The sequence below is a fragment of the Streptomyces kanamyceticus genome (assembly GCF_008704495.1).
In the GTDB taxonomy this organism is placed as follows: Bacteria; Actinomycetota; Actinomycetes; order Streptomycetales; family Streptomycetaceae; genus Streptomyces; species Streptomyces kanamyceticus.
In genome coordinates this window covers 8,312,693-8,332,822 of sequence record NZ_CP023699.1, presented here as the reverse complement: position 1 = coordinate 8,332,822, position 20,130 = coordinate 8,312,693, and the positions used below count along the sequence as shown (strand labels likewise).

18 protein-coding genes are annotated in these 20,130 nt (G+C 70.6%); 1 reads left to right on the top strand and 17 read right to left on the bottom strand.

What is annotated here, in order from left to right:
* Positions 1-190: 190 nt before the first annotated feature.
* The 8 genes from pyrF to pyrR form a co-directional block, all read right to left on the bottom strand.
* Positions 191-1,036 carry an orotidine-5'-phosphate decarboxylase gene (gene pyrF / locus CP970_RS36340; protein ID WP_150494426.1) on the bottom strand — a complete coding sequence of 282 codons (846 nt, stop codon included), beginning with the start codon at positions 1,034-1,036 and terminating at the stop codon, positions 191-193.
* Positions 1,033-2,139: a quinone-dependent dihydroorotate dehydrogenase gene (locus CP970_RS36335; RefSeq protein ID WP_150494424.1), complete on the bottom strand. Its 1,107-nt coding sequence runs from the start codon at positions 2,137-2,139 to the stop codon at positions 1,033-1,035. The genes pyrF and CP970_RS36335 overlap by 4 nt, the downstream gene beginning before the upstream one ends.
* 87 nt (positions 2,140-2,226) lie before the next feature.
* Positions 2,227-5,535: a carbamoyl-phosphate synthase large subunit gene (gene carB, locus CP970_RS36330; RefSeq protein ID WP_150494422.1), complete on the bottom strand. Its 3,309-nt coding sequence runs from the start codon at positions 5,533-5,535 to the stop codon at positions 2,227-2,229.
* Positions 5,528-6,670: a glutamine-hydrolyzing carbamoyl-phosphate synthase small subunit gene (gene carA / locus CP970_RS36325; protein ID WP_055555373.1), complete on the bottom strand. Its 1,143-nt coding sequence runs from the start codon at positions 6,668-6,670 to the stop codon at positions 5,528-5,530. The genes carB and carA overlap by 8 nt, the downstream gene beginning before the upstream one ends.
* The gene (locus CP970_RS36320; protein ID WP_150494420.1) at positions 6,667-7,236 is read right to left on the bottom strand and encodes a PH-like domain-containing protein; all 570 of its coding nucleotides are present in this window, start codon (positions 7,234-7,236) and stop codon (positions 6,667-6,669) included. Before CP970_RS36320 ends, carA begins: the two co-directional genes overlap by 4 nt.
* Positions 7,233-8,519, bottom strand: a complete 1,287-nt coding sequence (locus CP970_RS36315) for a dihydroorotase (protein WP_150494419.1) — start codon at positions 8,517-8,519, stop codon at positions 7,233-7,235. The genes CP970_RS36320 and CP970_RS36315 overlap by 4 nt, the downstream gene beginning before the upstream one ends.
* Before the next feature lie 5 nt (positions 8,520-8,524).
* On the bottom strand, positions 8,525-9,502 hold the full coding sequence (locus tag CP970_RS36310; RefSeq protein WP_055543679.1) for an aspartate carbamoyltransferase catalytic subunit: 978 nt from the start codon (positions 9,500-9,502) through the stop codon (positions 8,525-8,527).
* Between the two features lie 85 nt (positions 9,503-9,587).
* Positions 9,588-10,160: a bifunctional pyr operon transcriptional regulator/uracil phosphoribosyltransferase PyrR gene (pyrR, locus tag CP970_RS36305; protein WP_055543678.1), complete on the bottom strand. Its 573-nt coding sequence runs from the start codon at positions 10,158-10,160 to the stop codon at positions 9,588-9,590.
* A gap of 223 nt (positions 10,161-10,383) precedes the next feature.
* Here pyrR and bldD point away from each other — a divergent pair, with 223 nt between their 5' ends.
* A complete protein-coding gene (gene bldD, locus CP970_RS36300; protein ID WP_030787240.1) occupies positions 10,384-10,884 on the top strand; it encodes a transcriptional regulator BldD in 501 nt (166 codons plus the stop codon).
* Between the two features lie 226 nt (positions 10,885-11,110).
* On the opposite strand, the gene nusB is transcribed toward bldD, so the two are convergent.
* The 9 genes from nusB to mltG all read right to left on the bottom strand — a co-directional run bounded on the left by nusB (position 11,111) and on the right by mltG (position 20,044).
* Positions 11,111-11,545 (bottom strand): transcription antitermination factor NusB, encoded by a 435-nt coding sequence (nusB, locus tag CP970_RS36295; RefSeq protein ID WP_055543677.1) that lies wholly within the window; start codon positions 11,543-11,545, stop codon positions 11,111-11,113.
* Between the two features lie 2 nt (positions 11,546-11,547).
* Positions 11,548-12,114 (bottom strand): elongation factor P, encoded by a 567-nt coding sequence (gene efp, locus CP970_RS36290; protein WP_055543676.1) that lies wholly within the window; start codon positions 12,112-12,114, stop codon positions 11,548-11,550.
* 57 nt (positions 12,115-12,171) lie between these two features.
* Complete coding sequence (locus CP970_RS36285; protein ID WP_055543675.1) at positions 12,172-13,278, bottom strand: aminopeptidase P family protein; 1,107 nt, start codon at positions 13,276-13,278, stop codon at positions 12,172-12,174.
* Between the two features lie 131 nt (positions 13,279-13,409).
* A complete protein-coding gene (locus CP970_RS36280; protein ID WP_055543674.1) occupies positions 13,410-14,315 on the bottom strand; it encodes a Pro-rich N-terminal domain-containing protein in 906 nt (301 codons plus the stop codon).
* 152 nt (positions 14,316-14,467) lie between these two features.
* Positions 14,468-15,565 (bottom strand): 3-dehydroquinate synthase, encoded by a 1,098-nt coding sequence (aroB, locus tag CP970_RS36275; RefSeq protein ID WP_055543673.1) that lies wholly within the window; start codon positions 15,563-15,565, stop codon positions 14,468-14,470.
* Entirely contained in the window at positions 15,562-16,077 is a 516-nt protein-coding gene (locus tag CP970_RS36270; protein WP_107098802.1) for a shikimate kinase, read from the bottom strand. The genes aroB and CP970_RS36270 overlap by 4 nt, the downstream gene beginning before the upstream one ends.
* Positions 16,074-17,258, bottom strand: coding sequence for a chorismate synthase (aroC, locus tag CP970_RS36265; protein WP_055543672.1), 1,185 nt, complete (start codon positions 17,256-17,258; stop codon positions 16,074-16,076). Before aroC ends, CP970_RS36270 begins: the two co-directional genes overlap by 4 nt.
* A 133-nt stretch (positions 17,259-17,391) precedes the next feature.
* Complete coding sequence (locus CP970_RS36260) at positions 17,392-18,231, bottom strand: shikimate dehydrogenase (RefSeq protein WP_055543671.1); 840 nt, start codon at positions 18,229-18,231, stop codon at positions 17,392-17,394.
* Complete coding sequence (mltG, locus tag CP970_RS36255; RefSeq protein ID WP_055543670.1) at positions 18,221-20,044, bottom strand: endolytic transglycosylase MltG; 1,824 nt, start codon at positions 20,042-20,044, stop codon at positions 18,221-18,223. The genes CP970_RS36260 and mltG overlap by 11 nt, the downstream gene beginning before the upstream one ends.
* Between the last annotated feature and the right edge of the window lie 86 nt (positions 20,045-20,130).

The following is a 20,130-nucleotide window of genomic DNA, read 5'->3' as shown; positions in this document are numbered from 1 at the left end:
GCCCCGGATTTGGCTCGGCAGGACATCAACAGGCCGTCAACAGGCGACACGCGCGCGACCTGCCGCGTCGTGCCGAGCCGGCGAATCTCCTCGACCGCGGCTGCGAAAGGAGGAAAAAACGGCGCCGCCCCGGCTCCGGAAGTCCGGAACCGGGGCGGCGGGCGCACCCCTTACAGGGCGGCGCCCCGCGTCAAGCGGCGGCCACCGCCGCGCGGACCTCTTCCGCGAAGCGCGCGGCGGCCTCGCGCAGCCCGGCGGCGTCGGGCCCGTGCCGCAGCACGCCGCGGCTGACGTTCGGCACGACGTTGCCCACCGCGGCGCCGAAGACGTCCGGCAGATCGGCGGGCGTGGCGCCCTGGGCGCCGATGCCGGGGGCGAGCAGCGGACCGTTGATCGCCAGGTCGTACGCGGACAGGTCGCCGAGCGTGGCCCCGACGACGGCGCCGAAGGAGCCCAGGGGCGCCGCGCCCGCGTTCTCGGCGGCGAGGTGGCTAAGGACCGTGGCGCCGACCGTGCGGCCGTCCTCGCGCACCGCGTGCTGCACCTCGGCGCCCTCGGGGTTGGAGGTGAGAGCGAGCACGAAGAGCCCCGCGCCGTTCTCGCGCGCGAGGTCGACGGCGGGCTTCAGGGACCCGTATCCGAGGTAGGGCGACACCGTGAGCGCGTCGCTGAACAGCGGCGAGTCCTTGTGCAGGAAGGTCTCGGCGTACGCGGCCATGGTCGAGCCGATGTCGCCGCGCTTGGCGTCCATGACGACCAGGGCGCCTGCCGCCCGCAGCTCCTCGACGGCCTTCTCCAGGACGGCGATGCCGCGCGAGCCGAAGCGCTCGAAGAACGCGATCTGCGGCTTGAACACGGCGACGGTCCCCGCGAGCGAGTCGACGACGGTCCGCGTGAACCGTTCCAGGCCCGCGACGTCGTCGTTCAGGCCCCAGGCGGAGAGCAGCGAGGCGTGCGGGTCGATGCCGACGCAGAGCGGTCCTCGCTCGTCCATGGCGTGGCGCAGGCGCGTGCCGAAGGGTTCAAGGGCGCTCATGCGGGCTTCCTCACGTCGGCGCCGACGGCGTCGGCGAGGGTGGCGTACGGGCTCGTCCGCAGGCGCGCGGCGAGGCCCTGGTGGATGGCGCGGCCCCAGAAGGGCCCTTCGTAGATGAAGGCGCTGTAGCCCTGGATCAGCGTGGCGCCCGCGAGGATGCGCTGCCAGGCGTCCTCGGCGTCCTCGATGCCGCCGACGCCCACGAGCGTGATGCGGTCGCCCACGCGCGCGTAGAGGCGCCTGAGGACCTCCAGAGAGCGTTCCTTCAAAGGCGCCCCCGACAGTCCGCCGGTCTCTCCGTAGAGGGCGGGTTCGGACAGCAGGCCGAGGCCCTCGCGCGCGATGGTCGTGTTCGTGGCGATGATGCCGTCGAGACCGAGTTCGACGGCGAGGTCGGCGACGGCGTCGACGTCCTCGTCCGCGAGGTCCGGGGCGATCTTGACGAGCAGCGGGACCCGGCGGTCCGTGACGCTGCGGTCGGCGGCCTCGCGCACGGCGGTGAGCAGCGGCCGCAGGGACTCGGTGGCCTGGAGGTTGCGCAGTCCCGGGGTGTTCGGCGAGGAGACGTTGACGACCAGGTAGTCGGCGTGCCGGGCGAGCCGCTCGGTCGACTTCACGTAGTCGGCCGCGGCCTCCTCCTCGGGCACCACCTTGGTCTTGCCGATGTTCACGCCGACGACGGTGTTGAAGACGGGCGTACGGGACGCCAGGCGCTCGGCGACGGCCGCCGAACCCTCGTTGTTGAAGCCCATGCGGTTGATCAGCGCACGGTCGGGGATCAGGCGGAAGAGCCGCTTCTTGGGGTTGCCGGGCTGCGGTTCGCCGGTGACCGTGCCGATCTCGATGTGGTCGAAGCCGAGCATCGACATGCCGTCGATCGCGACCGCGTTCTTGTCGAAGCCCGCGGCGAGCCCGAAGGGGCCGTGCATCCGCAGGCCGAACGCCTCGGTGCGCAGCTCCTTGTGGCGGGGCGCGAGCACGGCCGCGACGAACGTGCGAAGGACGGGGATCCTGGCCGCGAGGCGGATCCAGCGGAAGGCCAGGTAGTGGGCCTTCTCCGGGTCCATGCGCTTGAAGACGAGGTTGAAGAAGAGCTTGTACATGTGTGTCCTCAGAGGGTGCTCACCAGAAGTCGGGGGGTGCTCACCAGAAGGGGGACACCGTGTCTCCGGTGTCCCCCTTGTGGGCTGCTAGTCGCGGGCCGCGGTCAGGTGCTCCGCGTGTTCCTGGAGTGACCGGACGCCCACGTCCCCGTGGTTGAGCGCCTCGATGCCCTGGACGGCCGCGGCGAGCGCCTGGACCGTGGTCAGGCACGGCACGGAGCGGGCCACCGCCGCGGTGCGGATCTCGTAGCCGTCGAGACGGCCGCCGGTGCCGTACGGCGTGTTGACGATGAGGTCGACCGCGCCGTCGTGGATCAGCTGGACGATCGTCCGCTCGCCGTTCGGGCCCTCGCCCTCGGACTGCTTGCGTACGACGGTGGCGTTGATGCCGTTGCGCTTGAGCACCTCGGCCGTGCCGGACGTAGCGAGCAACTCGAAGCCGTGCGCGACCAGTTCGCGCGCCGGGAAGATCATCGAGCGCTTGTCGCGGTTGGCGACGGAGACGAAGGCGCGGCCCTTGGTCGGCAGCGGACCGTAGGCGCCCGCCTGCGACTTGGCGTACGCGGTGCCGAACACCGAGTCGATGCCCATGACTTCGCCGGTGGAGCGCATCTCCGGGCCGAGCACGGTGTCGACGCCGCGCCCGTGGATGTCGCGGAAGCGCGACCACGGCATGACGGCTTCCTTGACCGAGATCGGCGCGTCCATCGGCAGCGTGCCGCCGTCACCGGTGGCGGGCAGCATGCCCTCGGCGCGCAGCTCGGCGATGGTGGTGCCGAGCGAGATCCGCGCGGCGGCCTTCGCGAGCGGCACCGCGGTCGCCTTCGAGGTGAAGGGGACGGTGCGCGAGGCGCGCGGGTTGGCCTCCAGGACGTAGAGGATGTCCCCGGCCATCGCGAACTGGATGTTGATGAGTCCGCGCACGCCGACGCCCTTGGCGATGCCCTCCGTGGAGGCCCGCAGGCGCTTGATGTCGAAGCCGCCGAGGGTGATCGGGGGCAGCGCGCACGCCGAGTCGCCGGAGTGGATCCCGGCCTCCTCGATGTGCTCCATGACGCCGCCGAGGTAGAGCTCCTCGCCGTCGTACAGGGCGTCGACGTCGATCTCGATGGCGTCGTCGAGGAAGCGGTCGACGAGGACCGGACGCGAGGGGCTGATCTCGGTCGACTCCTCGATGTACGCGGACAGGCGGGTCTCGTCGTAGACGATCTCCATGCCGCGGCCGCCGAGCACGTACGAGGGGCGCACGAGGACGGGGTAGCCGATCTCGTCGGCGATCGCCTTGGCCTCGGTGAAGGTGGTGGCGGTGCCGTGCTTGGGCGCGGGGAGACCGGCCTCCGCGAGCACGCGGCCGAAGGCGCCGCGGTCCTCGGCGGCGTGGATGGCCTCGGGCGAGGTGCCCACGACCGGCACGCCGTTGTCCTTGAGGGCCTGTGAGAGGCCCAGCGGGGTCTGGCCGCCGAGCTGGACGATGACGCCCGCGATCGGTCCGGCCTGCGCCTCGGCGTTGACGATCTCCAGGACGTCCTCGAGCGTGAGCGGCTCGAAGTACAGGCGGTCCGAGGTGTCGTAGTCCGTGGAGACGGTCTCGGGGTTGCAGTTGACCATCACGGTCTCGTAGCCCGCGTCGCTCAGCGCGAAGGAGGCGTGGACGCAGGAGTAGTCGAACTCGATGCCCTGGCCGATGCGGTTCGGGCCCGAGCCCAGGATGATCACCGCGGGCTTCTCGCGCTTGGCGACCTCGTTCTCCTCGTCGTAGGAGGAGTAGAAGTACGGCGTCTTCGCGGCGAACTCGGCGGCGCAGGTGTCGACCGTCTTGTAGACCGGGCGCACCCCGAGGGCGTGGCGCACCTCGCGGACGACGTCCTCGCGCAGGCCGCGGATCTCGGCGATCTGGTGGTCGGAGAAGCCGTGCCGCTTGGCCTCGGCCAGCAGGCCGGCGTCCAGGCGCTCCGCACCGGCGAGCTCGTCCGCGATCTCCTTGATCAGGAAGAGCTGGTCGACGAACCAGGGGTCGATCTTCGTGGACTCGAAGACCTCCTGCGGGGTCGCGCCCGCGCGGATGGCCTGCATGACGGAGTTGATGCGCCCGTCGGTCGGCCGGACGGCCTCTTCCAGAAGAAGGGCCTTGTCGCCGGGCTCGCCCACGAAGGTGAACTGCGAGCCCTTCTTCTCCAGCGAACGCAGCGCCTTCTGCAGCGCCTCGGTGAAGTTGCGGCCGATCGCCATGGCCTCGCCGACCGACTTCATGGTCGTCGTCAGCGTGGAGTCGGCGGACGGGAACTTCTCGAAGGCGAATCGCGGAGCCTTGACGACGACGTAGTCGAGCGTCGGCTCGAAGGACGCCGGGGTCTTCTCCGTGATGTCGTTCGGGATCTCGTCCAGCGTGTAGCCGACGGCCAGCTTCGCGGCGATCTTCGCGATCGGGAAGCCGGTGGCCTTCGACGCGAGCGCGGAGGACCGCGAGACGCGCGGGTTCATCTCGATGACGATGACCCGGCCGTCCTTCGGGTCGATGGCGAACTGGATGTTGCAGCCGCCGGTGTCGACGCCGACCTCGCGGATGATCGCGATGCCGACGTCACGCAGGTCCTGGTACTCGCGGTCGGTCAGCGTCATCGCGGGCGCGACGGTGATCGAGTCGCCGGTGTGCACGCCCATCGGGTCGAAGTTCTCGATGGAGCACACGACCACGACGTTGTCGTGCTTGTCGCGCATCAGCTCCAGCTCGTACTCCTTCCAGCCGAGGATGGACTCCTCCAGGAGCACCTCGGTGGTCGGCGAGAGCGTCAGGCCCTGTCCGGCGATGCGGCGCAGCTCCTCCTCGTCGTGCGCGAAGCCGGAACCGGCGCCGCCCATGGTGAAGGAGGGGCGGACGACGACGGGGTAGCCGCCCAGCTCGTCGACGCCCTTGAGGACGTCGTCCATGGAGTGGCAGATGTACGAGCGGGCGGACTCGCCGAGCCCGATCTTCTTGTTGACCTCTTCGACGACGCCCTTGAAGAGCTCGCGGTCCTCGCCCTTGTTGATCGCCTCGACGTTGGCGCCGATGAGCTCGACGCCGTACTTCTCCAGGACGCCCTGCTCGTGCATGGAGATCGCGGTGTTGAGCGCGGTCTGGCCGCCCAGGGTGGGCAGGAGCGCGTCGGGGCGCTCCTTGGCGATGATCTTCTCGACGAACTCGGGGGTGATCGGCTCGACGTACGTGGCGTCGGCGATCTCCGGGTCGGTCATGATCGTCGCCGGGTTGGAGTTGACCAGGATGACGCGCAGGCCCTCGGCCTTGAGCACGCGGCACGCCTGCGTACCGGAGTAGTCGAACTCGGCGGCCTGGCCGATGACGATCGGTCCTGATCCGATGACCAGGACGGACTGGATATCGGAGCGCTTAGGCACGCTGGCCCTCCATCAGGGAGACGAAACGGTCGAAGAGGTACGCGGCGTCGTGCGGGCCCGCGGCCGCCTCGGGGTGGTACTGGACGCTGAACGCGGGCTGGTCGAGGAGCTGGAGCCCCTCCACCACCTGGTCGTTCAGGCACACGTGGGAGACCTCGGCGCGCCCGAAGGGGGTGTCGGAGACCTTGTCGAGCGGCGCGTCCACGGCGAAGCCGTGGTTGTGCGCGGTGACCTCGACCTTGCCCGTGGTGCGGTCCTGCACCGGCTGGTTGATGCCGCGGTGGCCGTACTTCAGCTTGTACGTGCCGAAGCCGAGCGCGCGGCCCAGGATCTGGTTGCCGAAGCAGATGCCGAACAGCGGCGTCCCGCGCCCCAGGACGGCCGTCATCAGCGCGACGGGGCCCTCGGCGGTGGCCGGGTCGCCCGGGCCGTTGGAGAAGAACACGCCGTCGGGAGAGACCGCGTAGACGTCCTCCTCGGTCGCCGTGGCCGGGAGCACGTGCACCTCGATGCCGCGCTCGGCCATGCGGTGCGGCGTCATGCCCTTGATGCCGAGGTCGATCGCCGCGACGGTGAACTTCTTCGTACCGATGGCGGGGACGACGTAGGCCTCCTTGGTGGCGACCTCCTCGTACAGGCTCAGGCCCTTCATGGCGGGCTGTGCCTGGACCTTCGCGACGAGCTCGGCGTCGGGCGCGAGCGTCTCGCCGGAGAAGATCCCGGAGCGCATGGAGCCGCGCTCGCGCAGGTGGCGGGTGAGGGCGCGGGTGTCGATGCCGCTGATGCCCACGATGCTCTGGGCAACCAGCTCGTCGTCCAGCGAGCGCTTGGCGCGCCAGTTGGACGGGATGCGGGCGGGGTCACGGACCACGTAGCCCGACACCCAGATCCGGCTCGACTCGTCGTCCTCGTCGTTCCAGCCGGTGTTGCCGATCTGGGGGGCGGTGGCGACCACGATCTGGCGGTCGTACGACGGGTCGGTCAGGGTCTCCTGGTAGCCGGTCATGCCGGTGGAGAACACCGCTTCGCCGAAGGTCTCCCCCACGGCCCCGTAGGCGCGGCCGCGGAAGATGCGGCCGTCCTCCAGGACGAGTACGGCGGGAGCCTTGCTGGCTCCCCTGGTGGAGGTCGTCATCGTGCGGTGCCTTCCGTAGTGCTGGTGTTGATCATGTTGTTGATGGCCTCGACCCACTCGGCCTGCTCGGCGGCGTGGTCGGAGCGGAAGCCCGAGTCGAGCAGCTTCTCGCCGTGCTCCCAGGTGACGATCAGCAGACCGCCCTCCGCGAGGACCTTGCCCGCGATGCCCTTGTCGAGCCGGGCCTCGCGCAGCTGCGCGGCCGGGATGAAGAAGTCGGCCGCCCCGGGGCGTACGACGTCGAGTCCCGCGTCCGTGAGCGTCAGCTCCACGCGGCTGCGGGTGCCGAGGCCGTGCGCCACGATGCGGTCGAGCCACTGCCCGGCCGAGGTGGAGCCGTGGTAGCGGCCGCTCAGCTCAAGTTTGGCCGGGCCCGGCTCGCTCGGCGCGCCGGGCAGCTCGGGGAGGTCGCTCTGCAGGGTGCCGCGCCACTTCCAGCCCTCGCGCATCAGCCAGTAGACGAGCGCGATGAAGAGCAGCAGTCCGACGACCCAGCCGACCCGTGCGGCCCAGTCGGTCACGTCCGCCGATTCCTTCTCGGCGGCCAGTTGCAGAAGAGATGTCACGCGAGATTCCCGTCGACGAGCGTGGCCCGACCCCGGAGCCACGTGTGCGTGACGCGGCCCGGCAGCTCACGGCCCTCATACGGAGTGTTGCGGCTGCGCGAGGCGAAGCCCGCGGGGTCCACTGCCCCACGGTAATCGGCATCGACCAGAACCAGGTTCGCGGGCTCACCTGCCGAGACGGGGCGTCCGTGTCCGGTGGCACCGCCGATCTCCGCGGGCTTGACGGACATCCGCTCGGCGACCGCGGCCCAGGTCAGCAGGCCCGTCTCGACCATCGTCTGCTGGACGACGGAGAGCGCGGTCTCCAGGCCGACCATGCCCATGGCGGCCGCGGCCCACTCGCAGTCCTTGTCCTCGTGCGGGTGCGGGGCGTGGTCGGTGGCGACGATGTCGATGGTGCCGTCGGCGAGGGCCTCGCGCAGCGCCATGACGTCGCGCTCGGTGCGCAGCGGCGGGTTGACCTTGTAGACCGGGTTGTACGAGCGGACCAGCTCGTCGGTGAGGAGCAGGTGGTGCGGGGTGACCTCGGCGGTGACGTCGATGCCGCGCGACTTGGCCCAGCGCACGATCTCGACCGAGCCCGCGGTCGACAGGTGGCAGATGTGCACGCGCGAGCCGACGTGCTCGGCGAGCAGCACGTCACGCGCGATGATCGACTCCTCGGCGACGGCGGGCCAGCCGCCGAGCCCCAGCTCCGCGGAGACGACGCCCTCGTTCATCTGGGCGCCCTCGGTCAGACGCGGCTCCTGCGCGTGCTGCGCGACGACGCCGCCGAAGGCCTTCACGTACTCCAGGGCGCGGCGCATCATCACGGCGTCGTCGACGCACTTGCCGTCGTCGGAGAAGACGGTGACCCCGGCGGCGGACTCGTGCATGGCGCCGAGCTCGGCGAGCTTCTTGCCCTCCAGGCCGACGGTGACGGCGCCGATGGGCTGCACGTCGCAGTAGCCGGACTCCTGGCCGAGCCGGTAGACCTGCTCGACGACGCCCGCGGTGTCGGCGACGGGGAAGGTGTTGGCCATGGCGAACACGGCGGTGAAGCCACCGGAGGCGGCGGCGCGGGTGCCGGTCAGGACCGTCTCGGAGTCCTCGCGGCCCGGCTCGCGCAGGTGGGTGTGGAGGTCGACGAGGCCCGGCAGGAGGACCTTGCCTTCGGCCTCGACGACCTCGGCGCCCTCGGCGGAGAGGCCCGTACCGACGGCCTCGATGGTCTCGCCGTCGATCAGGACGTCCTGCGCCTCGCCACCGAGCACCTTCGCACCACGGATAAGGATCTTGCTCATGGGGGTTACTTCTCCTCGGTACGGGTGTGGGTGACGGCGGGCTCGTTGCCGCCCAGAAGCAGGTAGAGGACGGCCATGCGGATGGAGACGCCGTTGGCGACCTGTTCGACGACCGTGCAGCGGTCGGAGTCGGCGACCTCGGCGGTGATCTCCATGCCGCGGACCATCGGGCCCGGGTGCATGACGATGGCGTGCTCGGGCATCTTCGCCATGCGCTCGCCGTCCAGGCCGTAGCGCCGCGAGTACTCGCGCTCGGTGGGGAAGAACGCGGCGTTCATGCGCTCGCGCTGCACGCGCAGCATCATCACGGCGTCCGTCTTGGGCAGCACGCTGTCCAGGTCGTACGAGACGTCGCAGGGCCACTGCTCGACGCCGACCGGTACCAGCGTGGGCGGCGCGACGAGGGTGACCTCGGCGCCGAGGGTGTGCAGCAGGTCGACGTTGGAGCGGGCCACCCGGCTGTGCAGGATGTCGCCGACGAGCGTGATGCGCTTGCCCGCCAGGTCCTGGCCGAGTCCGGCGTCGGGGCCGACCAGGCGGCGCCGCATGGTGAAGGCGTCGAGCAGGGCCTGCGTGGGGTGCTGGTGGGTGCCGTCGCCCGCGTTGATGACGGCGGCGTCGATCCAGCCCGAGGTGGCGAGCCGGTAGGGCGCGCCGGAGGCTCCGTGGCGGATGACCACGGCGTCGACGCCCATCGCCTCCAGGGTCTGGGCGGTGTCCTTCAGGGACTCGCCCTTGGAGACCGAGGAGCCCTTGGCGGCGAAGTTGATGACGTCGGCGGAGAGGCGCTTCTCGGCGGCCTCGAAGGAGATCCGGGTCCTGGTCGAGTCCTCGAAGAAGAGGTTGACCACGGTGCGCCCGCGCAGGGCGGGCAGCTTCTTGATCGGCCGGTCGGCGACGCGGGCCATCTCCTCGGCCGTGTCGAGGATGAGGACGGCGTCGTCGCGGGAGAGGTCGGCGGCCGAGATGAGGTGTCGCATCATCTGGGTGTACTCCGGTGTGTGGAGGTCTGCGGGCACGCGGGCGCGCAGGGTCGTGCCCTGGGCCCGCGGGGGGAGGAAGCCGGTCCTACGCGGAAGCGGGCTTGGCGCCGAGCAGCACGGCGTCGCGGCCGTCCTCCTCCGCCAGCTGGACCTTGACCGTCTCCCGCAGCGACGTGGGGAGGTTCTTGCCGACGTAGTCGGCGCGGATGGGGAGCTCGCGGTGGCCGCGGTCGACGAGGACGGCGAGCTGCACCGCGCGCGGGCGCCCGATGTCGTTCAGCGCGTCGAGGGCGGCACGGATGGTGCGGCCGGAGAAGAGCACGTCGTCGACGAGGACGACCAGGCGGCCGTCGATGCCGTCACCGGGGATCTCGGTACGGGCCAGCGCACGCGGTGGGTGCATGCGCAGATCGTCGCGGTACATGGTGATGTCGAGGGAGCCGACCGGGATCGTGCGTCCGGTGATCTCTTCGAGCTTCTCGGCGAGCCGGCGGCCGAGGAAGACGCCGCGGGTGGGAATGCCGAGCAACACCACGTCGTCCGCGCCCTTGGCGCGCTCGACGATCTCATGGGCGATACGGGTCAACACCCGCGCGATGTCCGGGCCTTCGAGCACGGGTCGCGCGACAGCGGAGTCTTTTGGGTCCTGCGTGTCCATATGAAACGGACCTCCTTCTCCGCCTCACGGGACGGACTTTAAAGGACGTCGAAATTGCGCCATCCACGGTACCAGTACTGAAGACCGAGCACGTCATCAGCCTCCACCGAAGGGGCGGTACGGACCATTCGGCTTGACGCAAGCAAGTAACGCTGCGTAACCTCACAGTGAGTTACCAGCCACGCGGCGGAGCCGCAGAATGTTCCAGCGTCCGGGGAGCTATATGTCCAGCGAATACGCCAAGCAGCTCGGGGCCAAGCTCCGCGCGATCCGTACCCAGCAGGGCCTTTCCCTCCACGGTGTCGAGGAGAAGTCCCAGGGACGCTGGAAGGCGGTCGTCGTCGGGTCGTACGAGCGCGGCGACCGTGCCGTGACCGTGCAGCGCCTTGCCGAGTTGGCGGACTTCTACGGAGTCCCGGTGCAGGAGCTCCTGCCCGGCACGGCGCCCGGTGGCGCCGCCGAGCCGCCGCCCAAGCTCGTCCTCGACCTTGAGCGCCTTGCCCACGTCCCGCAGGAGAAGGCGGGCCCCCTGCAGCGCTACGCGGCCACGATCCAGTCGCAGCGCGGCGACTACAACGGCAAGGTGCTCTCGATCCGCCAGGACGACCTGCGCACCCTTGCCGTCATCTACGACCAGTCCCCCTCGGTCCTGACCGAGCAGCTGATCAGCTGGGGCGTCCTGGACGCGGACGCGCGCCGCGCCGTCGCCCACGAAGAGGTCTGACGCAGCTGACGCGGAGTTCAGCAGAAACGTGCCGCCGGGGTGGCCGCAGCCGAAATGGCCGCGGTCACCCCGGCGGCTTTCTGCTTTTCGCCGCCTTTACCCGCCCCGAATTTCCGCGCCTACGGCACGGCACGGATGCGGCACGGGCGCGGAACGGACCCGGCGGAGAAAACCGGAGGGCCCGCAGCAAACCGCTGCGGGCCCTCCGGTGACGTACTGGACCGTCTTACGCCTCGTCCCTGCGCAGGGACGGCTTCAGGTCCTTGAAGCGGCCGAGAAGCCCGTTGACGAAGGCGGGCGACTCGTCCGTGGAGAACTCCTTGGCGAGCTGCACCGCCTCGTCGAGGACCACGGCGTCCGGCGTCCCGTCGACCCAGACCAGCTCGTAGGCGCCGAGCCGCAGGATGTTGCGGTCGACGACGGGCATCCGGTCCAGGGTCCAGCCGACGGCGTACTGCGAGATGAGCTCGTCGATGCGGCGCTCATGCTCCGCGTACCCCTCGACAAGCTCCATCGTGTACTCGCTCACCGGCGGCTGCCGGGTGTCGGACCGCGAGTGACGCACCCAGTCAGCGAGGACCGTCAGGACATCGGTGCCGCGCTGATCGGCCTCGAAGAGGATCTGGAAGGCGCGCTTGCGGGCCGTGTTACGAGCAGCCACGGTTAGCTGTTCACCCGGCCGAGGTAGCCACTGTCACGGGTGTCGACCTTGATCTTCTCGCCCGTGGTGATGAAGAGCGGGACCTGGATCTGGTGACCGGTCTCCAGGGTGGCGGGCTTGGTGCCGCCGGTGGAGCGGTCGCCCTGGACGCCCGGCTCGGTCTCCTGGATGACGAGCTCGACGGCGGCGGGCAGCTCGACGTAGAGCACCTCGCCCTCGTGCTGCGCGACGGAGGCGGTGAAGCCCTCGATCAGGAAGTTGGCGGCGTCACCGACGGCCTTGCGGTCGACGTGCAGCTGGTCGTAGGTCTCCATGTCCATGAAGACGAAGTAGTCGCCGTCCATGTAGGAGAACTGCATGTCGCGCTTGTCGATCGTGGCCGTGTCGACCTTGACGCCGGCGTTGAACGTCTTGTCGACGACCTTGCCGGAGAGCACGTTCTTGAGCTTGGTGCGCACGAAGGCCGGGCCCTTGCCGGGCTTGACGTGCTGGAACTCGACGACGGACCAGAGCTGGCCGCCTTCGAGCTTGAGCACCAGGCCGTTCTTGAGGTCGTTCGTGGAAGCCACGGTTGCGGAATCTCCTGCACTGACTGTCTGGTGGACGACCCCGGGGGCGCACGCGCGCTAGAGCGCGAGCAGTTCCTTGGTCGTGATGGTGAGTAGCTCGGGTCCGCCGTCCGCCTCGGGGCGCACGACGAGCGTGTCATCGATCCGGACACCACCCCGGCCCGGGAGGTGAACCCCCGGTTCGACGGTGACCGGCACGCAGACGTCCAGTTTACCCATGGCTGCGGGCGCCAACTGCGGGTCCTCGTCAATTTCGAGCCCCACACCGTGTCCAGTCAGCGGAGCGAGGCCGTCCGCATAGCCCGCCGAGTCGAGTACGTGACGGGCCGCGCGGTCCACGTCACGGCAGGCGGCCCCCGGTACCAGAGCCTCTCTGCCCGCCCGCTGAGCGGCGAAGACGAGGTCGTAGAGCTCGATCTGCCAGTCGGCGGGCGACGTTCCGATCACGAACGTACGCCCGATCTCACAACGGTATCCGCGGTAGCTCGCGCCCAGGCACACGGAGAGGAAATCCCCCTCCTCGACCCGCCGGTCCGAGGGCCGGTGGGCGCTCCGGCCCGAGTGGGGGCCCGTGCCGACCGACGTGGGGAAGGCGGGGCCGTCGGCGCCGTGGTCGACGAGCCTGCGTTCGAGCTCAAGGGCGAGGTGCCGCTCGGTCCTGCCGACGAGAATGGATTCCAGCAGCTCCCCTAGGGCCTGATCGGCGATCTCGGCGGCGATCCGCAGACAGGAGATCTCCTCCTCGTCCTTGACCAGCCTCAACTGCTCGACGGCGGTGCCCAGATCGAGGAGCCGCAGCCGCGGCGCGACCGAACCGAGCGCCCGGTGCCGTGCCACGGTCAGATCGTGCTCTTCGACGGCGAGCGTCTCGGCCCCCTGCGCGGCGGCGAGCCCGGCGCCCGCGACGGCCGGGTCAGCCCCGGGAGCGGCAAGCACCTGCATCCGCAGCGCCTCGTCGGGCCGTCCCTCGCCCTGCTGGTCACTGGGCGGGCGGCCGCACAGCAGTACGTCCTCGTCCTTGCCCACCAGCAGGACGGCGCCGTGGGGCGCCGCACCGGCGAGATAACGGACATTGGCAGCCCTCGACACCAGCGCCGCGGCACCGCCCCCCGCCGCACACCGCTCCCTCACCCGATCTCGACGGGCCGCGTACACCTCTGACATGGGGCGAGCCTACGAGCGCCGCCCCCACCCGGCCCGGCGGGCGCGTCCGACCGGGCGGCGGGGCACGTCAGTACGAGTACGGGACGGGTCCCGATGCCGTGGCCACGGCCATGCTCAGCGTCCGGTGGTGGCTACCACTTAGGCGGGCTCGCGATCGCGCGGGCCAGGACGTCGTCCAGGACGCGGGCCGTGGCGGGGACGTCCAGTTGGGAGTTGTCGATGATGGGCAGGCCCGAGCCGTACCAACCGGCCATGCGGCCGTGGATGCGGGCTACTTCCTCGTCGGTGAGGCGGCGGTTGCCGCTGCGCAGCGCGTTGCGCTCCAGGACGATCTCCAGGCCCGGGAGCAGGACCACGGGCAGCAGGCCGGGGCCCACATGGCGCTTCCAGCCGCCGAGGCCGACGACCGGGCGGTCGGGGAAGACCGCGTCGTCGAGGATGCAGGAGATGCCGTTGGCCAGGAAGTTCCGCGCGGCGAAGCCGCAGGTGCGGCGGGCCAGGCGGTACTGCGCCTCGGAGTGGTCGTTCCAGCCCGACTGGGGGTCGGCGAACCCCGAGCGCACCCATTCGCGTACGTCGTCGAGGCTGATGTGGGCCGTCGGCACCCTGCGGTGCTCGGCCCAGAGCTTGGCCACGCTCGTCTTGCCCGCGCCCGCCGGGCCGATGAGGAGTACCGCGAGCGTCGTGGCGCCGGTGTCGGCGCGGGCCGCGCCCTGCGGCGGGCTCGGCATGGCGACGGGGCCGCCCGGCGGCAGCTGGACGTGTCCCGTGGTGTCCGGCATCGGCGGCGGGGGCGGCCCGGCGGCGCCCTGCTGGCCCCCGACGGGAGCGTGCGGCATGGGCGCGTGGGGCATCTGGCCCTGGGCGTGCGGCGCGGGTCCGCCCGCGAATCCCGGTGCGGGAGGCGGCGGAGAGCCCTGCGGAACGGCACCCGGCGGCGGAGCGCTCGGGTGGTGTGCGGCCGGCGACCAGCCGGTGGCCGGTCCGTGCCCCGGCTGATGGGGCGGCGGCAGCGGAGACCCCACTGCGTGCTGCATCCGGTGCCACTCCGTCTCGTGCGACTGACGCTGGTCGGGCGGCGGCCGGGGCCGCCCGTTACCGAACGGTACCGTCCCCGGCCGTCGTTGTGTGAACGGCCGGGGACGCCAAGAGGTGCCCGTGGCCGGAATGTCCGGCCACGGGTGCCGGACTACACGCCGACTTCGCCGTACGCGGCGAGGAGCACCGCCGGGTCGGGCCCCTCCAGGACGGTCGGCTTGCCGAGCCCGTCCAGAACGATGAATCGCAGCAGGTCACCGCGGGACTTCTTGTCGACCTTCATGGTCTCCAGGAGCTTGGGCCACTGGTCGTAGCGGTAGGTCAGCGGCAGCCCGACGGATTCGAGGACCGTGCGGTGCCGGTCGGCCGTGGCGTCGTCCAACCGGCCCGCCAGACGGCCGAGTTCGGCCGCGAAGTGCATGCCGACGGAGACCGCGGCGCCGTGCCGCCACTGGTAGCGCTCGTTCTTCTCGATGGCGTGCGCGAGCGTGTGCCCGTAGTTGAGGATCTCGCGCAGGCCCGCCTCCTTGAGGTCACCGGAGACGACCTCGGCCTTGACCTTGATGGAGCGCTCGATGAGCTCGGCGGTGTGCGGTCCCGCGGGCGTACGGGCGGCTTCCGGGTCGGCCTCGATGAGTTCGAGGATCGCCGGGTCGGCGATGAAACCGGCCTTGATGATCTCCGCGAGCCCGGAGACGTAGTCGTTCACCGGGAGCGAGTCGAGCGCCGCGAGGTCGCAGAGGACCCCGGCCGGCGGGTGGAAGGACCCGACGAGGTTCTTGCCCTCCGCGGTGTTGATGCCGGTCTTGCCGCCGACCGCCGCGTCCACCATGCCGAGCACGGTGGTCGGCACGGCGATCCAGCGCACGCCGCGCAGCCAGGTGGCCGCGACGAACCCCGCGAGGTCGGTGGTGGCGCCGCCACCCACGCCGACGATGATGTCGCTGCGGGTGAACCCGGACTGGCCGAGCGCCTTCCAGCAGTACGCCGCGACCTCGGCCGTCTTGGCCTCCTCCGCGTTCGGCACCTGGATGGCGACGGCCTCGTACCCCTGCTCGGCGAGGTCCGCGCGCAGCGCGTCACCGGTCTCGGCGAGCGCCTCGGGGTGGATCACGGCGATGCGCTTGACCTGGTCGCCGATGAGGCCGGGCAGCTCGCCGAGGAGCTGCCGACCGACCAGGACCTCGTACGGATCCGTGCCGGCGGTGCCACCGACGTGGATACGGGTGGGGGTCTGCTCCGTCGTCATGCTTCCTTCAACTCCAGTGCGTCGAGGACCGCTTCGGCGACCTCTTCGGGGGTGCGGTCGTCGGTGGCGACGACCGCGCGGGCGACTTCCTCGTACAGCTGGCGGCGGGCGTCCATCAGCTCGCGCCACTGCTTGCGCGGGTTGACCAGGAGCAGCGGGCGGGCGTGGTTGAGACCCGTGCGCTTGACGGCCTCCTCTACGTCCATCGACAGATAGACGACCGGGTGCGCGGCGAGCAGCGCGCGGGTGCTCCCGTCGAGGATCGCTCCCCCGCCGAGCGCGAGGACGCCGTCGTGCTCGGCGACGGCGGTGCGCACCGCCTGCCGCTCGAACTCGCGGAAGACCGGCTCGCCGTCCTCCAGGAAGATGTCGGCGATCTCGCGGCCCTGCGCGACGACGATGTCGGCGTCGGTGTCGCGGAACGCGGTGCCGAGCCGCTCGGCGAGCAGCGCGCCCACCGTCGACTTGCCCACACCCATCGGCCCGATCAGGACGATCAGCGGGCCGCTCACCGGATCTGGAGGTTGTCGAGGTACGACGTCACGTTCCGCCGGGTCTCGGCCACGCTGTCACCGCCGAACTTCTCGGCGACGGCGTCGGCCAGGGTCAGCGCGACCATCGCCTCGGCGACGATGCCCGCGGCCGGGACCGCGCAGACGTCCGAGCGCTGGTGGTGCGCCTTGGTGGCCTCGCCGGTCGCCACGTCGATGGTGGCGAGCGCGCGCGGCACGGTCGCGATGGGCTTCATCGCGGCCCGCACCCGCAGGAGTTCACCGGTGGTCAGACCGCCCTCGGTGCCGCCGGAGCGTCCCGAGGTGCGCTTGATGCCGTCGTCGGTGGAGACGATCTCATCGTGCGCCTTGGAACCCGGCACGCGCGCGAGGTCGAAGCCGTCGCCGACCTCGACGCCCTTGATCGCCTGGATGCCCATGAGCGCCGCGGCGAGCCGTGCGTCGAGCCGCCGGTCCCAGTGCACGTGCGAGCCGAGGCCGACGGGCACGCCGTACGCGAGCACCTCGACCACACCGCCCAGGGTGTCGCCGTCCTTGTGGGCCTGGTCGATCTCGGCGACCATCGCCTTCGACGCGTCGGCGTCGAGGCAGCGCACCGGGTCGGCGTCGAGCTTCTCGACGTCGGCGGGGGTCGGGTAGACGCCGTACGGAGCCTTGGCGCCGGCCAGCTCGGTCACATGGCTGACGATCTCGATCCCGGCCGTCTCCTTCAGGTAGGAGCGGGCGACCGCGCCGAGCGCGACGCGGGCCGCGGTCTCGCGGGCGGAGGCGCGCTCCAGGATCGGCCTGGCCTCGTCGAAGCCGTACTTCTGCATGCCCGCGAGGTCGGCGTGGCCGGGCCTCGGGCGGGTCAGCGGGGCGTTGCGGGCCAGGTCGGCGAGGATCGCCGGGTCGACCGGGTCGGCCGCCATGACCTGGTCCCACTTGGGCCACTCGGTGTTGCCCACCATGACCGCCACCGGCGAACCCATGGTCAGGCCGTGCCGCACGCCGCCCAGGAAGGTGACCTCGTCGCGCTCGAACTTCATGCGCGCACCGCGTCCATAGCCGAGGCGGCGCCGGGCCAGATGGTCGGCCACCATCTCCGTGGTGATCGGCACGCCGGCGGGAAGTCCCTCCAGCGTCGCCACAAGTGCGGGTCCGTGGGACTCCCCAGCGGTCAGCCAGCGCAACCTGCTCAACGGTGCTCCTCATGCTCGCGCCTGGAACTGCGTCTTGATCGGCGCGGCCGGGTGCGCGGCCCTGGCCCGCCATCCCCCGATCCTCCCATGGCCGGGCGCGGACCTGGCCGCCGGTCCAGCTGGCGGACGTCGCCTACCGCTCGGCGAGCGCCTGCTCCCCCGCCTTGCGCATGGCGTCGAGGGGCGCGGGGGCGCGGCCCGTCATCTGTTCGACCTGGAGCACCGCCTGGTGGACGAGCAGGTCCAGGCCGCTGACGACCGCCCCGCCGTACGCCGACCAGCGGGCCGCGAGGGCGGTGGGCCACGGGTCGTACAGCACGTCGAAGAGGGTGGCGGGCCGCTCGGGGACGACGGCCGAGAGGGCGTCCGTGGTGCCCGCCGGGGTGGTGGCGATCACCAGCGGCGCGCTCAGCGCCTCCCGGGCGTCGTCCCAGGCCTCGGTCCTGACCTCGACGTCGAGCCGCTCGCCCCACTGCCGCATCTCGGCGGCACGGGTCTCGCTGCGCACGTACGCGACGACCTCGCCCGTGCAGATCCGCGCGAGCGCGGCAAGCGCGGAGGACGCGGTGGCGCCCGCGCCGAGGATCGCGGCGGACTCGACCTGCTCGATGCCGCGCTCGCGCAGGGCCGCGACCATGCCGGGGATGTCGGTGTTGTCACCGCGACGGCTGCCGTCCGCCCCGAACACGACGGTATTGACGGCCGCCACGGACGCCGCGGTCTCGCTCACCTCGTCGAGCAGCGGAATGATCGCCCGCTTCAACGGCATGGTCAGCGAAAGTCCCGCCCATTCGGAACCGAGTTCGTCGATGAATCCGGGCAGCGCCGCCTCGTCGATCTCGAAACGGCCGTACGTCCAGTCGCGCAGACCCAGCTCGTCGTATGCGGCGCGGTGCAGCACCGGGGAGAGGGAGTGGGCGATCGGAGATCCCAGAACCGCGGCCCTGCGGCCGCCGTCTCGCTCAGCCGCCATTGTTCTGCCGTTCGTTGAATTGGTCGACCAGTTTGTCGTGCTCGGCCAGCGTCTTGGTGAACTGGGTCTTCTTGCCGTCGACGGAGACGAAGTACATCCAGCCGCCGCTGTCCGGCTCCAGCGTGGCCTTCAACGCCTCGTCGCCCGGGTTTCCGATCGGTCCCGGCGGCAGACCCCTGTGGTAATAGGTGTTGTACGGGTCCGGGTCGTTCCTGATCTCCGAGATCGGGATCTTGATCTTGCTCTCGCCCTTGAGGTAGTTGTACGCGGAGTCGAACTCAAGCTTCTGGTTGGTCGCCGTGTTCGTCGCCTTGAGGCGGTTGTAGACGACGGCCGCCATCTTCTTGAAGTCGTCGTGCGTCATGCCCTCCGCCTGCACGAGGCTGGCCACGGTGAGGACCTGCAACGGGTCCTTCAGATGCAGCGCTTCGGCCTTCGACTTGAGGCCCATCTCGTCGTACTTCTCATTGGCCTGGGCGACCATGTTCTTGAGGACGTCCTCGGGTTTCTGGCCCTTGGTGACCGGATAGCTGGAGGGGTAGAGGAATCCTTCCAGCGGGTCCCTGATGTCCTTGTTCGTATTCGCCCAGTCAGGAAGTCCGAGGCTCTTCCATTCCTTCTTGGCGACCTTCGCCGTGGTGCCCTTTTCCAGTTCGAGACGCGTATCGATCTGCTGATACACCGCCGCGTTCCGCCTGCCCTCGGGAATGATGAGGTTGTTGCGGCTCTTGGGGTTGAGCATCAATGCGACGGCGCTCTTGGCCGACATTTCCTTCTTCAGCACATAGACGCCCGCTTGAATGGACTTGCCCTGCGGGTTCTGGCCCTGTGCCGATACGAAGGCGTCGACGCTCTTGACGACTCCGGCGTCCTTGAGTTTCTGTCCGATCGCGTATCCGCTGGACGCCTTGGGGATCTCGACGGTGGCCTGGCCCGAGCCCTCTCCCGCGAAGTCCGGGGCCGTGCCGAAACGGTCCTGGTAGAACTGGTAGCCGAAATAGGCGACGCCGCCGAGACCGCCCGCGAAGACGAGAGTGACGACCAGACAGGCACAGCCGCTGCGGCGCTTCTTGGGCTTCTTTCCGCCCCGTCCGCCGCGCCGGTCGCCGCGGCCGCCCCCGCGCCCTGGGTCATCGTCGTCGTCATCGTCGTAGCCGTCGTCCCCGCCACCCGCGAAGAAGGCGTGTTCGCCCTGGTCGGGGCCCGGGTCCCAGTCCGCCTCGCGCTCGGGCTCGGCCTGTTCGGCAGGGCGTCGGCGGGCGGGCGGCTCCGGCGGGGCGTAGGCGTCGGGCGTCGCGTAGTAGTCGGGGCTCTCGCCGCCGTAGCCGCCCTGCTGACCGCCGTAGGGGTCCATCGGATCGCCGCTGTAGGGGACCTGACCCTGCCCGCCGGTGTCCCAGCCACCGTTGTAGCCCTGGTCGGATCCGCCGTTGTAGGCCTGGGCGGGGCCACCGCCGTAGCCCTGACCGGGCCCGGCGTTGTACTGCTGCTGGCCCTGGCCCTGGGCGTACTGGCCCTGACCGGTGTCGTACTGCTGCTGACCCTGGGCGTACTGCCCCTGGCCCGTGTCGTACTGCTGCTGGCCGTAGCCCTGCTGCTGGCCGGTGTTCCAGTCGCCGTACTGGCCCTGGTGCTGCTGGCCCTGGTGCTGCGGGTTCTGCTGATGCTGGTGCGGCTGCTGGTGGTACTGCTCCTGGCCGCCGTAGGTGGACTGCCCGCCCGCGGGCGTCTGACCTCCCCATCCGCCGTCCCCGTACAACGGGTCCTCCGGATGCCACGGTTCGGAGCCTGGGCCCCGGCCATACTCAGTCATCGATCCCCTACATGCCGCGAGGCGGGGCCGCCGTCGAATGGCCGGGCAACCGTTCCGCCTCTTGCTGCTGTGCGGCAGCTGTTCGA